The sequence below is a fragment of the bacterium genome (assembly GCA_035559435.1).
In the GTDB taxonomy this organism is placed as follows: Bacteria; Zixibacteria; MSB-5A5; order WJJR01; family WJJR01; genus JACQFV01.
Genome location: DATMBC010000077.1, coordinates 1 through 14,919, shown reverse-complemented (window position 1 = coordinate 14,919; position 14,919 = coordinate 1). Strand labels below are relative to the sequence as shown.

The following is a 14,919-nucleotide window of genomic DNA, read 5'->3' as shown; positions in this document are numbered from 1 at the left end:
ACCTCGGGAGATGGGGGCGGTCCTGAATGCTCTTGACAGACGGGGGCTTGCATATGATGATGATAGTGGGACGGGGCGTTTCATCTCAGATTTCCACGGATCAACGTAACCGGGCGGTATGGGTCTATAGCATGAAGCGTTTGGCACTGGCCATATTGTTCTGCACACTGGCATTCACCACAGTTCAGGCGCAAGCGCCGGTGACGCCGTCGGCCGAGGCGCCTTCGTCGACATCGTTTAGCGGCGCGCCGCGCGCCGCCGATCTGGTCAATCCGCCGGCGGGGATGGGCTGGGGGCTTTTGGATCCATCGCGGTTCCGGATGCGGCAGTCGTATTCGATCAGCTACATGTCCGGGTCGGCCGGTTCCGGTTCGGTCGGGCTGTATACGAATAACATCGAGTATCAGTTGTTCAAGCCATTGACCCTGCGGGTGGGGCTGGGGTATCTGCATCAGCCGTTTGGGTCGCGGGGGGCAAACGCGGGTGGGCTGGCTGTCGACGATGGGTTTTTCATTCCCAGCGCCGGCTTGGAGTACCGTCCATCCGACAACTTTCTGTTCATGGTGGATTTCCGTCAGTACCCGTCGGGCACGGTTCCGTACAGCCGCTGGGGGTATGGTGGATGGACACCGTACCGCAACAGTCTGTTCGATCCGTGGTGATCGCCCGTCCTGACATCCCCGCCATTGACAGTCCGTAGCATTTGACACCCTTATGAGAACATCGTTACGCTCGCGCCGCGGGTCACACGCGGCCTCTCCTCCGCGCTGGAAGGCGCGGCTGGTCGACGTAGCCATTCTGGCGGCGGCGGCAATCGTCTGCCTGTTTGTGTTTTCCTTCTCCACACGCCTGTCGTACTCGCGTCCCGAAGTGCGCGAGGCGCCGGAGATAGTCCGCATCCAGATCCTCAACGGCTCCGGCCAGGCCGGGATGGCGCGCAAGGTGGCCGACCACATGGCCGCCTTGGCGGTGGGGAAGATGCGCTTTGACGCCGTCGATGTCGGCAACTTTGACCGCGCCGACATCAAACGGACCTTCGTGATCAACCGGCGCCTGGACCCGGAGGCGGTCGCGCGCATCCTCGAGCACTGGGGACTGGGCGAGGCCGATGTGTCGGACGGCACGGCAAGGACCAACGACTTGGGAGTCGATCTGACGATCGTGCTCGGCGCCAATGTGGCCGATGCGGCCCTGTTGTCGGCGGCGGGCGCGCCAGCCAAACCCTGACCGGGTATCCATGATTCGTCCCACCCTCACGACCCAAAGGAGGACCACACCATAACACCAGCGCGGCTGGCCTTGCGCGCGGGCGAACTGGCCCGCGAGAAGAAGGCATACTCCGTGCGCATCCTGGACTTGCGCAAGCGTTCTTCGGTCGCGGACTTCTTCGTCATCTGTTCGGTCGATGCCGAAGTCCAGGCACGAGCCGTGGCCGACCACATCTCTGACAAGCTGAAAGAAAAGGAGATCGAGCCGTGGCACACGGAGGGGTACCGTGGCACGGGCTGGGTCCTCGTCGATTACGTCGATGTGGTCGTGCACATCTTCCTGCCGAAAACCCGCGAGTTCTACGGACTGGAGAAGCTCTGGGGGGATGCCCCCTCCCGCGACCTGCCCGATTGAGCGCACGGCACGGCGCCGCGTTCCGGCCACCGAAATCCTCTCATCCGGCCCGCAACGGGCTCTCCGTCCACTGACAACAATTCATTGTGAACTGACCCGGCGCACATCCGGGTCGCAAGACCATGGAGGTGGTCTTCCTTGGATATTCTGGAACTGAAAGCGAAAACGATCGCCGAGCTGCTCGAGATCGCCGAAAAACTCGACATCCCCGGCGTGTCCGGCCTGCGCAAGCAGGAACTGATCTTCAAGATCCTCGAAGCCAACACCGAGAAGGACGGGCTCATCTTTGCGGAGGGCGTCCTCGAGATCCTCGAGGAGGGGTATGGATTCCTCCGGTCGCCTGACTACAACTATCTGCCCGGTCCCGATGACATCTATGTCTCGCCGTCGCAGATCAAGCGCTTCGATTTGCGCACCGGCGACACGATCTCCGGCCAGGTGCGCCCCCCGAAGGAGACCGAGCGCTACTTTGCGCTGTTGAAGATCGAGGCGGTCAACTTCGAGAATCCCGATGTCGCCAAGCACAAGATTCTCTTCGACAACCTCACGCCGCTCTACCCGCAGACCAAGTTCAATCTGGAGACCGATCCGAAGGACATGTCGACGCGGATCATCGACCTGTTGACGCCGATCGGACGCGGGCAGCGCGGCCTCATCACCTCGCCGCCGAAGGCGGGCAAGACGATCATCCTGCAGAAGATCGCCAACTCGATCACCGCCAATCATCCCGACGTCAAGTTGATGGTGCTCCTGATCGACGAGCGCCCCGAGGAAGTCACCGACATGAAGCGCTCGGTCAAGGGCGAGGTCATCTCCTCGACCTTCGATGAGCCGCAGGAGCGCCATGTACAGGTGGCCGACATGGTGATCGAAAAGGCCAAGCGGCTGGTGGAGCACAAGCACGATGTCGTGATCCTGCTTGATTCGATCACGCGTCTGGCGCGCGCCCACAACGCGGTCGTGCCGCATTCGGGCAAGATTCTCTCGGGCGGTGTCGACGCCAACGCGCTGCAGCGGCCGAAGCGGTTCTTCGGCGCCGCGCGCAACGTGGAAGAGGGGGGCTCGCTGACGATCGTGGCGACCGCGTTGATCGAGACCGGCTCGCGCATGGACGAGGTCATCTTCGAGGAGTTCAAAGGCACCGGCAACATGGAATTGGTGCTCGACCGCCGGCTGGCCAACCGCCGCATCTTTCCGGCCATCGATCTGAATCGTTCCTCGACCCGGAAAGAAGAGCTGCTGTTGGATGAGGACACGCTCAACAAGGTCTGGATCCTGCGCAAGTTCCTCTCGGATATGAATCCGGTGGAAGCGATGGAATTCCTGATTGACCGCATGTCGAAGACGAAGAACAACGAGCGGTTCCTCGACTCGATGAAGCGGTAGTCGTGATCTTGATCCGTCCGTCCCGGGAGCGGGGGAACCCAGGCGCGGCAGGTCTGGGTCCCCGCTGGGAGCCGCGGGGATGACGAGGGTAAAGGCTCCCTCACCGGCCGCATCCGGCGACCTGCCTCTGCCTGAGGGAGAGGCGAATGTTATCGCGTATGCGTGATATCGAGAATCTATTGGCCAGAGTTTCCAATAGTAGTTCACCTCTGCCTCAGGGAGAGGTCGTCCAGTCGAAGACTGGACGGGTGAGGGGACGCTGAGGTGACTTCATTCTGGCACCAATCTGCGGCGGAGCGGACCTTACGGCAGGCGGTGTCTGCCGGACGGTTGTCGCGGTCGCTGTTGTTTGCCGGTCCGGAAGGCGTCGGCAAATGGGCGGCGGCGCTGTGGGTGGCGCGCGCGCTCCTCTGCCGTGCATCCAACGACGGGGAGCCGTGCGGGAGTTGCCGCGACTGCGCGCGGGTGACTGGACTCGCTCACCCCGATCTCCACATTCTGCTCCCGGTGCCGGGCAAGCCACGGGAGAAGGACAGCGAAAGTGACGAATCCGACCGTGTAAAGTCGAGCGCCGCGGCTGAATTCATCGAAAAGTTTATGGAGGCGAAGCGCGCAGATCCGTTCGGTGTGGTCAAGTCTGAGAGGAAGCCGACGCTCAAGCTGGCAGACATTCGCGAACTGATCGGGGAATTGAACAAGACCGCGGTGGAAGGCGGCGCCAAGGTCGTCATTATTCACTCGGCGGAGCAGACCGCCAACGATGACTGCCAGTCGGTCCTGCTTAAGACCATCGAAGAACCTCCGCCCGGGGCGCATTTCATTTTGACCAGCGCCGCTCCCGAGCGGCTTTTGCCGACGATCCATTCCCGGTGCCAGACGGTGCGTTTTGTTCCCGTGGCTCCCGAAGTCATTGCCGAGCGTCTGACGGCGGAGCATGGCGTTGAGCCCGCTGACGCGGAGATCATCAGCCGTCTCTCCGGCGGCGGCTGGGGGAATGCGCTGCGTCTGGCCGACGAGGACAACCAGAAGTGGCGGCGGCTGATGATCGAGTTCTGGGATGGCGCCTTCCGGTTCCCTCCGCACCAACTGCTGGCGCAGATCGATCCGACATTCCGTCAGAGCAAGAAAGGCGCGGGTTTCGATCTCATGATGCAGGCGTACGATGTCTGGGCGTGGTGTCTCTGGCGCGATTGCCGCGCGGTGGCCGCGGGAGGCCAACCCTCCGGCGCGCCGCTCGCCGATCTGGAATCCGCCTGGGCGTGCTGGCGGATCCTGCAGACCGGACGCGCTTCACTATACGTGAACGTGATCGATCGACTGGCGGTCGCGGGAACGTTTCTGGCGATGCGCAGACGACTCAGACTTTCGAGACCGATCCACCCCTTGACTTGACCAGTTTCGGGCAGGTTATTCACATGCAGGTTGTAGCTACAAGCGAGCGCGGCCGGATTGGAGCCATTGGTGGAAGACGAAGAATTACATAAAGATACACCGATTGAGCCCGATCCGGAATCGTCCGACTCGGAATCGCCGGAGCCCTCTGTCGAACCGACGGCACCGGTTCCATCCGGGCCGGCGCCGGTTTACCTCGTTGAGTTCAAGGGGGCGCGCAAGGAGTATTACCGCGATCCGTATAATCTGCCGATTGCCATCGGCGACGCGGTGATCGTCCAGGTCGAACGCGGCGAGGATTTCGGCAAGGCGATCCTCAAGTTCTCGCCCGAGCGTGCCAAGGACCTTAAGGTCAAGCCGCTGCCCATCATCCGCGCGGCCACGGCCGCCGATATCGCCCACAACGCCGACAATCGCGCCAGCGAATGGGAGGCGCGCCAGACCTGCCGTCGTATGGTCGAGGAGCGCCGGCTGGAGATGAAGGTGGTCGACGCCGAGTGGCAGTTTGACCGCAACAAGATGACCTTCTATTTCACCGCCGACAAGCGGGTCGACTTTCGCGCGCTGGTCAAGGACCTGGCCGGAGTGTTCAAGACCCGCATCGAACTGCGTCAGATCGGCGCGCGCGACGAGGCACGTCGCACCGGCGGGGTCGGCATCTGCGGCTACGAGCAATGCTGCACGCTCTTCCTCAAGGAATTCGAGCCGATCACGACGCAGATGGCCCGCGACCAGAGTCTGTCGCTCAATCCGGCCAAGATCTCCGGCAACTGCGGACGCCTGCTCTGCTGTCTGCGTTACGAAAGCGGCTACTACAAGGAAGCCACCCGTCTGTTCCCCAACATCGGGATGCCATGGGAGACCGAGGACGGGCAGGGGACGATCGAGTCGATCCACATCCTGCGCGAGCAGGTCACGGTGCGACTGCCGGACGGCCGTACGACCAAAGTTCCGCTCGAAGAGATCCAGCGCAAGGAACGCAAGAAGACTTCGTGGTATGAATAGGGGCGAATTGCCCCGATCGCAGACGGCTCGGCGGGATCCTCGCCCTCCCACAAGGGTGATTTCGGGAGGCGACGGCGACTGCCTTCCCTGAGCGAAGAGAACGAGTCGGGCCGTGTTGCTGGCGCCGGAAAAGTGGTATCTTAAAGCGCATGGAAAGTGAACTTCGTCCCATCTACATCACGACCCCGATCTACTACGTGAACGACCGGCCGCATGTCGGGCATGCGTACACGACGATTGTCGCCGACTATCTGGCGCGCGCGTACCGCTTGCTGGGACGCGAGGCATACTTCCTCACCGGCACCGACGAACATGGCGCCAAGGTTGCCGAGGCGGCGCGCGCGGCGGGCATGACACCGCGGGAGTGGTGCGACAAGCACGCCGCGTTGTTTCGGGAAGCGTGGAGACGGCTCGACATCCGCTACGACAGCTTTATTCGCACCACCGACGCCCGCCACGAGCGGGGTGTGGGCAAGATGCTCGAGAAGCTCCGCACCGTCTCAAAGGATGGCCGGCCGGTTGTCTATGAGGGCGAGTACGCCGGGCTCTACTGCCTCGGGTGCGAGAAGTTCATCACCGAAAAGGAACTGGTCGATGGGCTCTGCCCGATCCACCTCACCAAGCCGCAGGAATTGAAGGAGAGAAACTACTTCTTTCGGTTGACCGCCTATCTGGATGACGTGCGGCGCCTGATCGAGTCCGACCAGGTGCGCATCCTCCCCGCCGAGCGCAAAAATGAGGTCCTGGGCCTGCTCAAACAGGATGTGCTTGAGGATTTTTCGATCTCGCGCGAAAAGGTCGATTGGGGCATCCCGATCCCGTGGGACCCGGCGCAGAACGCCTATGTCTGGGTCGACGCGCTGCCCAATTACATCACCGCCATCGGGTATGGCGACAACGAGAAGGAATTCGCCCACTGGTGGAAGGGTGCTCATGTCCTGCATCTGATGGCCAAGGACATCCTCAAGTTCCACGCCGTCTACTGGCCGGCGATGCTTCTGGCGATCGGCGAGAAGCCGCCGGAGACGCTGTTTATCCACGGCTACTTTACCGTCAACGGCCAGAAGATGAGCAAGACCCTGCGCAACACGCTCGATCCGCACGCGATGGTGGATCAGTTCGGCCCCGACGGGGCGCGGTACCTGTTGCTCACGCAATTCCAGTTCGGACAGGATGGGGATCTCAAGGCGGACTTGTTCACCCAGCAGTTCAACGCCGACCTGGCGAATGACTTGGGAAACTTGGTGTCGCGAACGGTCGCAATGATCGAGAAGCACTTCGGGGGAAAGGCGCCGGGGATTGGCCGTGAGGATCAGGCCGATGCGTTCCTGGAGACCCAGATCGATGCGGCGATCACCGAGTTTCTTGATTGTCTGCTCGACGATCCCGCCGATGGATCGATTGAAGTCGATCCGAACCGAGGCATTGCTGCCGCCAAGCGGATCGTTCATGAGGCGAATCGATACTTCGATGTAACCAAGCCGTGGGCATTGGCCAAAGCCGGCGATACCGAGCGACTGAAAACGGTGCTGACTCGCTCGGCGGAGGCGATACGCCGCGCCGCGATCATGCTGAATCCAATCATTCCGGGCAAATCGTTGCAGATCCTCCGTGCGTTGGGATTCACTGATCCGGACCGTGAGCTGACGATGTCCGGCCTCAGATCAGAGAAATTCAACACTCCGGCTCGGACGTTGTGCCCGGGCCCGTTCCATCTCGATGCCCCGATATTCCCGCGTCTTGAGAAGGTGGACGCCAAAACGGAGAAGAAACCCGTGACCGATAATGCCACTGTTGCTGAGAATGTCATCACCATCGACCAGTTCCGGCAGACGCAATTGCGCACTGCCGAGATCATCGCCGCAGAGAAGGTGGAAGGGGCGGACAAACTGCTCAAGTTGCAGCTGGCGCTCGGCGACCAGCGGCGGCAGATCGTGGCGGGCATCGCGTTGCACTACAAACCGGAGGACCTGGTGGGCCGGACAATTATCATTGTCGCCAATCTCCAGCCGACCAAGATCCGTGGCATCGAATCGCAGGGGATGCTCCTGGCGGCCTCCGACGGCGGCACACTCCGTCTCCTGACCACCGACGGTCCGATCGCGTCGGGCAGTTCGATTGGATAGTTGCCTCCGCATCATGACGAACGGGAGGGCGAGGCTGTGCCGAGCCTGCTCCTTGCTCGTGTATAATGGGTGAGGAGGCGGGTCTCAGAACCCGCCCCCGGAATTGAGCTCCACGGACGTGAGGCAGGTCCGCGGCGCGCTCCAGACCACCAATCGACCCTCCATGATTGACACCCACGCCCATCTGGATTTCAAGGCCTTCGATGCCGATCGCGATGAGGTTGTGCGCCGTGCGCACGAGGCCGGCGTGCACACGATCATCAATATCGCCACGGACTTTGACTCCTGTGAGCGGGTGCTGAGGCTGGCGGACACCTATCCGCGCATGTACGCGGTGCTGGGCGTCCATCCGCATGATGCGCGCACCTGGCAGGGCGACCGCTCGGCGGCGCGTCTGCAGGAACTGGCGCGTCACCCGAAGGTGGTCGCCATCGGCGAAATTGGCCTCGATTACTTTCGCAATCATTCGCCGCGCGAGGACCAGATGCGCGCGTTTGTCGAGCAGATCGCGGTGGCCAAGTCGCTGAAACTGCCAATTGTCATCCACAACCGCGACGCCTTCGGCGATATTTTCGATCTGATCGTGCGCGAGGACGCCTATCTGGTGGGCGGAGTCTTCCACTGCTTTTCCGGCACGGTCGCCGAGGCGCAGCGGACGATCGAGATGGGTTTTCACATCTCGGTCAATGGGATCCTGACCTACAAGAATGCGACCATGGCCGAGGTCGGGCGGGCGGCGCGTCTGGACCGCATCCTGCTGGAGACCGATTGCCCCTTCCTGACGCCGCACCCGCATCGCGGCAAGCGCAACGATCCTTCGCACATTCCGCTGGTGGCCGCGAAACTGTCGGAGTTGCGCGGCATGTCGCGCGAGCAGATGTCCCGCATCACCGACGAAAACGCGCAACGACTCTTCCAGCTTCCGCCGGCGCCGAGGATCACCCATGGCCAAGTATGAGTCGAAGAATCCGCGTCGTCCGCGCGCCGGGTCGGGCAAGCCGAAATTGCGCGCGCACAAGTCGCTTTCGCAGAATTTCCTTATCGACCCGGCGATCGCCGAGCGCATCGCGGTGGCGCTGCCGATCCAGCGCCACGATCTCATTTACGAAATCGGGCCGGGCAAGGGCTTCATCACGGAGCGGCTGGTCGATCTGGTCGACGGCCGCGAGCGGGTCTGGGTGGTGGAGAAAGACAGCCGCATGGTGGGGATGTTGAAGAAGAAATACCCGTCGGGCGGCAAGGTGCGCGTGATCTTTGCCGATGTGCTCGATCTGCCGCCGGATGCCGAACCGCCGACACGCTGTTGGCTGATCGGCAATCTGCCCTTTGGCATCGGCCACGCGATTCTGGCCTGGGCGATCGCGCGCGGCGAGCGGTTCCCCGGCGCGGTGCTGACGCTCCAACGGGAAGTGGTCCGCCGCCTGTTGGCCAAACCGGGGGATTCGGACCGTTCGGCGGCATCGGTCTGGTTTCAGTCGCACGCCCGCGGGCAGGCGCTCTTCGACATTCCGCCTCGGGCTTTTCATCCGCCGCCGCGGGTGACGTCGACCGTCATGTGGGTGGAGTTTGTGCCGACCACGCCGGGCCTGCGCGAGATCCCGGGCGTCGAGTACATCGTGCAAAAAGCGTTCGCGCAAAAACGCAAGACGCTGGCCAACAACCTGCGGCAGATTCCGGAGATTTCACAGGCGAAGTGGGACCTGCTGAAGTCGGAGTGCGCAGAGTTGCTTTCGATGCGCGCGGAGCAGTTAAGCGCGGATGACTTCGCCCGCCTGGCCAGACTCCTCGATCTGGGCGCAATGCCCAGGCCCTGATGGGGGCCGTTGCGCAGTGTTTGCACAGCGCCGTCTGCCCCATCCCATACTATCGGACTTTTCTTCCTCCGGCTTGAACCCTTTCGCCGCGTCATCCGGGCCGTCGCGGCGCCCGTGGCGGGAATTTCACTCCACTTCTCCGCCGGTGCCATACGACGTCTTCAGAATCCGTCAATCTCTCCGACATAGTCCATAACGGGCCCGTGGCAGCCGCAGGCGGCAAGTGATGCCGTCGCAGTGAACGGTCGCGCCGAAAGTCGGGACGTGCCTCCCGGGAGCGGAGTGGGAGATTGCGATCCGCGCCGGGCGCATGCAGGGGTTCCACGGTACATTCAACGCTCAACAAGGAGAAGCGCCATGGTTTTCGGCCTTCTACATGGCTTGCGACCTTACTTCGCCGGTTTGCTGGCGGTGGTCGCCTGTGTCCTGACCCTTGGACCGCTCGCGCTCGGCGGCACGACCGGCAAGATCTCCGGCGTGGTGACCGACGACGCAACCGGTCAACCGATCGCCGGCGCCGTGGTGCGCGTGGCGGGCACACCGCTCTCGGCGGTGACCGACGCGGAGGGACGATACACGATCCTGAATGTGCCGGTGGGCAGGCACACCCTCGTGGCCTCGATGTTGGGCGAGGAAGGGAGCCCGGCCGAGACGGAGCTTTTGCTCTTCCAGGCAATCGAAGTGCAGGATTTGAAAGTGTCGGTGGATCTGGACACCCAGAGCGACATCACGCTTTCGTCGAAGCCGGTGGAGATGGGCACGGTCGTGGTGATCGCGGAGCGTCCGGTGGTCATTCGCGACCGCACCGCGTCGCTGCGCATCGTCGAGTCGGAGCAGATCCAATCGCTGCCGACCCGCGGCTATCGCGACATCGTGGCGCTGCAGCCGGGTGTGGTGGTGCGCACGGGCAATCTGCTCAACGTCCGCGGCGGCCGCACGTCGGAGGTGGCGTACTTCGTCGACGGGTTCTCGCAACAGGATCCGTTGACCGGCGTCTCCACGACGCAGATCAACAACAACGATCTTGAAGAGGTCTCGGTGGTGACCGGCGGTTTCAACGCCGAATACGGCTGGATTGCCTCGGGAGCGGTCAATGTGACGACCAAGGGCGGGACCGATCGACTCAGCGGGACTTTCGAAGCGGTGACCGACAACTTCCACGGCGCCAATTACGACTATAATGTATACAACGGCAGTCTCGCCGGGCCGCTGTCGGGCATCAGCGACGACATCAAGTTCATCGTGTCCGCGGAGCGGCGCTACCGCGGCGATCGCACCCCGTCGACGGTCGGTGGCGATGTCCCCGACGATCACGAAGCGGGCTGGACGTTCCGCGGAAAGACCAACTGGCGGCTGTCATCGACCAGCGAGCTGCGCCTGGGTGGATTGACCTCGATCGACCGTTGGGATGTCTTCCTCAATGCCTGGCGGTTCAACCCTGAGCATGCCCCGCGTCTGGAAGACAAGAATCTGTCCTTTTACGCCACATTCGAGCGCGTCCTCTCGCCCAAGACCTTCTACACGCTCTCGGGCAACTACTTCATGACCGAGCGCGAGCGCGGTGATGGCGTCTACTTCGACAACATCTGGGCCTACGGCCGTCCCGGTGTGTCCTCGTCGTACGACGAGACCGATCTGTTTTATTCCTGGGATGACATCAACGGCGCGACTCCGACCGAGGACACGGTCATCAATGGCCGGACCTACACCGTCCGTGGCGATGAGGCGGCGGTCTGGAACAACTATCTACATCGTCGCTCGTCGTACGTCGGCGCCAAATTCGACGTCACGAGTCAGGTGACGCAATATCACGAACTGAAGTCTGGCGTGGAATTCGAGCGCCACACGCTGCGTCGCTACCAGCACCTGTGGCCGACGCGTGTGTGGATGGAGGACAACGGCGGCTTCGTCGATGTCGACCGTTACGGCTACGACGAAACCGGGCAGGCTGAGGAAAACGGCGGACTGCAGGGCGCCAAGCATCCGATCACGATGGCGGCCTATCTGCAGGACAAGTTCGAGTTGAAAGGCTTGGTGATCAATGCCGGGTTGCGCCTTGACTACTTCGACGTCAACACCAAGCGCCTGCGCAGCGAAGAGAACCCGCTGGACCCGGACGGCTACGGCGACAATCCCGCCGCGACCCCCGAGCAGAAGCAGCTTGCGCAGGAACTCGACGACAACGATTTGGAGGACAGCCGCCCCGAGACCGCGCTCTCGCCGCGGCTGGGCCTGGCGTTCCCGGTGACCGACGGGTCGGTGTTCCATGCCGCCTATGGCCGCTTCATGCAACGCCCCGATTTACAGAATCTGTACGTGTCCTACGACTTCCTCGAGTACAAGATCAAAAACGGCGGCTACTTTTTCCCGTTCGGCAACCCGAACCTGCGCCCCGAGCGCACCATCGCCTACGAAGTTGGCTGGACCCGCCAGTTGGGGCCCAGCACGTCGTTTGACGTGACCGCCTATTACAAGGATGTGAAGGACCTCACGCAAGTGGTCAACCAGCCGGCGACGCCGTTTTCGTTCTCGACCTACCGCAACGCCGACTACGGCACCATCAAGGGCGTGGAGCTGCGGTTTGACATGCACCGCAAGCGCAATGTCGGGCTGCAGGCTTCCTATGCGCTCTCGTCGGCAACCGGGACCGGTTCGGACGCCAACTCGCAGAGCAACATTGCCTGGATGGCGGGCGAAGCGCCACTGACACCCAGCCCGCTGGATCACGACCAACGCCACAAATTCGTCGGCATCTTAGATCTGCAGTTCGGGGCGGATGAGGGGCCGGCGATGGGCGACTGGCATCCCTTTGCCAACTCCGGATTAAATGTGACCTTCCAGGCCAGCTCGGGGTTCCCGTACACGCCGACCGCAGTCTGGAATGAAGTCACGCTGGCCAGCACTCGCGGCCCGCTGGAGGGGGCGGTCAACTCCCGTTATTCGGATTGGCGGATGCAGACCGATCTGAAGGCGACCAAGTCGTTCTGGGTGGCCGGCACGCGGATGGAATTCTCGCTGTGGATCATCAACCTGTTCAACACCGAAAACATCATCGGCGTGTTCCAATCCACCGGCCGGGCCAATTCGACCGGCTGGCTGGAGACCGCCGAGGGGCAGGCCTTCCGCGACGCCTACGATGAAGCGCACGACAGTTCCGGCCTGACCGGGGAGCAGAAATACCGGCTCCGTGAGAACGACCCCAATAACTACGATGTCCCGCGCCAAGTCCGCGCCGGACTGAAGGTGTCATTCTGATGTCTCGACCCCAACGGGGGGTGTGCATGATGAGGAAGAAACTGATCATTCTGGCCCTGGCCGCGGGGCTGCTGAGCGTCACCGCGACCGCGTGGGCCGGCCAATGGACCAAAGGCGCGACCGTGCGTCCGGAGATGGCCGCCACCGATGTGCGTTCGTACATCGGGGTGAACAACCTGCAGATGGTGGTCTCCAACATCGGCTCGTTCGCCTTCGATCCATCGGGGCTCTTTGGCAAGAACGACGGACTCTACTTCCCCCGCGGGACAGACCGCTCGGTGGTCTTTGCCTCCGGGCTGTGGTTGGGCGCGCGCGTCAACGGCGCGCCGCGCACGGCGATCGCGGAATACTCTTCGGAGTACAGCCCTGGCACGATGAGCAACGGTACCTACACTCCCGATGAGTCGCGCTTCCGCGTGTACAAGGTCAACCGGGGCGACAACGCGGCGACCAATCCGGACTATGCCAATTGGCCGTATGAAGACGGCGCGCCGGTGTTGAAGGCGTCCAACGGCGAGGACTCGCTCGATGCCGATGGCTACCGGATCCCCGTGATCTTCGGCGATCAGGCGCTCTTTTCCGTCTACAACGATGCCAATCCCGCCGCCCACACCAACAACGCCGGTTCAACATTGCCGTTGGGTGTGGAGGTGCGCCAGTATGTGTTTGCCTATGGACGCGGCGGCGCGCTGGGCAACACAATCTATCTGACGTTTGAAGTCATCAATAAAGGCGAGAACCAATTGGATGACGCCTATGTGTCGATCTGGTGCGATCCCGACGTCGGCGAAGCCAGCGATGACTTCGTCGGCTGCGACACGGCTCTCTCGTTGGGCTTTGCCTACAATGAAGGCCCCGACCCGGTGTACGGTGATGCCGCGCCGGCGGTCGGGTTCGACTTCCTGAACGGGCCGGTGGTTCCCTCGCCGGGCGATTCGGCGCTCTTCGGATTCGAGTGGCGGCATGGCTATCGCAACTTGCCGATGACCTCGTTTAATATGTACTCGAACAACGTTGGCGATCCGCAGAATGCCTTTGAGACTTACAACTACATGATGGGGCTGGAGGCGTCGGGCGACCCGGTGATCAACCCGGTTACCGGCGAGCCGACCCTCTACAGCGTTTCGGGCGACCCGGTCGCGGGGGAGGGGTGGCTCGATGTGAACGCGGGCGACCGGCGCTTCATGATGTCCTCGGGGCCGTTTGCCATGGCACCGGGCGATACGCAGCGGGTGGTTGTCGCGGTGTTGGTCGGCCAGGGCGCCGATCCGCTCTCGTCGATCACGACGCTGAAGTCCGTCGACCAGCAGGTGCAGTCGGTGTTCGAGCTCGGCTTTAACATTCCCTACCCGCCGCCGCAGCCGCAGGTCTGGGCGCAGCCGCATGCCAACAAGGTGGACCTCATCTGGGACGCTCGCGCCGAAGGGGATGTGCAGGAGTCGGATGTGCTCGGGCAGCGGTTTGTGATGGAGGGCTACAACGTCTATCAAGGCGAATCGGCCGTCGGACCCTGGAAGAAGATCGCCACCTACGATGTGAACAACGGCATCACCCGCATCTACAACGACCTGTTTAACACCGAAATCGGCGCGGTCGAGCGCGTGTTGGTGCAAAACGGCACCGACGGCGGACTGACCAACCGGCTCTCGCTGTCGACCGACAAACTGACCGGCCAGGGACTGATCAATCACCGGCCTTACTACTATGCCGTCACCGCCTACTCCTGCGATGAACTGAATCTGCAGGAGTATGTTGTCGGCTCCTCTGTCATCGGTCATCTGGCCGAAGTGCTCGAAAGCCGCATCGAGCCGGTCACGGTGGTGCCCAATTCGGTAGCGCTGTCCTTGACCGACACGGCGCTGCATGTGCTTGGCAACAGCGACGGCGCAGTCACTGTCCGGGTGCTGGAGCCGGGAATGGTCACCGGCCACCAATACGAAGTGACGTTCAACGAGGATCAGACATGGAACCTCGATGACCTCACGTCCGCCACGCGCGTGTTGAGCGGCCAAACTCTGAGCGACGGCATTCGTCCCGATCCGATGGTGGACGGCATCATGGTGCAGGTGGAAGGCCAGCCGCCGGGCGTCAAGACGGTGGAATGGTCGGGCGGACCGGCGTGGATTACCGGCGTCAATTGGGGCGGCTACTACTTCGGAGGCGGACTGGACGAGGGGTGCTACTTCTTTGGTTCCTCCATCTGCGACCCGATGCAACTGGTGAATGTCGAACTGCGGTTTTCGCCGACGGCAACGCAGAAGGCCTATCGCTATGTGCGCGGCGCCAATCCGAATTATGCCTACGGCGGCTACGGCACC

At 62.4% G+C, this 14,919-nt stretch carries 11 protein-coding genes; all 11 read left to right on the top strand.

The window, feature by feature from the left end; genetic code table 11:
* Positions 1-131 precede the first annotated feature (131 nt).
* Positions 132-662: a hypothetical protein gene (locus VNN55_09485; GenBank protein ID HWO57785.1), complete on the top strand. Its 531-nt coding sequence runs from the start codon at positions 132-134 to the stop codon at positions 660-662.
* A 52-nt stretch (positions 663-714) separates the two neighbouring features.
* Entirely contained in the window at positions 715-1,227 is a 513-nt protein-coding gene (locus tag VNN55_09480) for a LytR C-terminal domain-containing protein (protein ID HWO57784.1), read from the top strand.
* 72 nt (positions 1,228-1,299) lie between these two features.
* Complete coding sequence (gene rsfS, locus VNN55_09475) at positions 1,300-1,623, top strand: ribosome silencing factor (protein HWO57783.1); 324 nt, start codon at positions 1,300-1,302, stop codon at positions 1,621-1,623.
* Positions 1,624-1,761: 138 nt separating this feature from the next.
* Positions 1,762-3,009: a transcription termination factor Rho gene (gene rho / locus VNN55_09470; GenBank protein HWO57782.1), complete on the top strand. Its 1,248-nt coding sequence runs from the start codon at positions 1,762-1,764 to the stop codon at positions 3,007-3,009.
* A gap of 264 nt (positions 3,010-3,273) precedes the next feature.
* A complete protein-coding gene (locus VNN55_09465; protein HWO57781.1) occupies positions 3,274-4,401 on the top strand; it encodes a DNA polymerase III subunit delta' in 1,128 nt (375 codons plus the stop codon).
* Between the two features lie 69 nt (positions 4,402-4,470).
* Positions 4,471-5,406, top strand: a complete 936-nt coding sequence (locus VNN55_09460; GenBank protein HWO57780.1) for a stage 0 sporulation family protein — start codon at positions 4,471-4,473, stop codon at positions 5,404-5,406.
* 149 nt (positions 5,407-5,555) lie between these two features.
* Positions 5,556-7,532 carry a methionine--tRNA ligase gene (gene metG / locus VNN55_09455; protein HWO57779.1) on the top strand — a complete coding sequence of 659 codons (1,977 nt, stop codon included), beginning with the start codon at positions 5,556-5,558 and terminating at the stop codon, positions 7,530-7,532.
* A gap of 163 nt (positions 7,533-7,695) precedes the next feature.
* Positions 7,696-8,490, top strand: a complete 795-nt coding sequence (locus tag VNN55_09450) for a TatD family hydrolase (GenBank protein ID HWO57778.1) — start codon at positions 7,696-7,698, stop codon at positions 8,488-8,490.
* Entirely contained in the window at positions 8,477-9,346 is an 870-nt protein-coding gene (gene rsmA, locus VNN55_09445) for a 16S rRNA (adenine(1518)-N(6)/adenine(1519)-N(6))-dimethyltransferase RsmA (protein HWO57777.1), read from the top strand. Before VNN55_09450 ends, rsmA begins: the two co-directional genes overlap by 14 nt.
* Before the next feature lie 357 nt (positions 9,347-9,703).
* Positions 9,704-12,601, top strand: coding sequence for a TonB-dependent receptor (locus tag VNN55_09440; GenBank protein ID HWO57776.1), 2,898 nt, complete (start codon positions 9,704-9,706; stop codon positions 12,599-12,601).
* 29 nt (positions 12,602-12,630) lie between these two features.
* Positions 12,631-14,919 (top strand): hypothetical protein (locus VNN55_09435; protein ID HWO57775.1); only part of this gene is annotated, 2,289 nt, incomplete at its 3' end.

What these genes read in the sequence shown, in the direction of transcription:
- VNN55_09485 (HWO57785.1), top strand. Translation starts at nt 132, where the DNA reads ATGAAGCGTTTGGCACTGGCCATATTGTTCTGCACACTGGCATTCACC.
- VNN55_09480 (HWO57784.1), top strand. Translation starts at nt 715, where the DNA reads ATGAGAACATCGTTACGCTCGCGCCGCGGGTCACACGCGGCCTCTCCT.
- metG (HWO57779.1), top strand. Translation starts at nt 5,556, where the DNA reads ATGGAAAGTGAACTTCGTCCCATCTACATCACGACCCCGATCTACTAC.
- VNN55_09450 (HWO57778.1), top strand. Translation starts at nt 7,696, where the DNA reads ATGATTGACACCCACGCCCATCTGGATTTCAAGGCCTTCGATGCCGAT.
- rsmA (HWO57777.1), top strand. Translation starts at nt 8,477, where the DNA reads ATGGCCAAGTATGAGTCGAAGAATCCGCGTCGTCCGCGCGCCGGGTCG.
- VNN55_09440 (HWO57776.1), top strand. Translation starts at nt 9,704, where the DNA reads ATGGTTTTCGGCCTTCTACATGGCTTGCGACCTTACTTCGCCGGTTTG.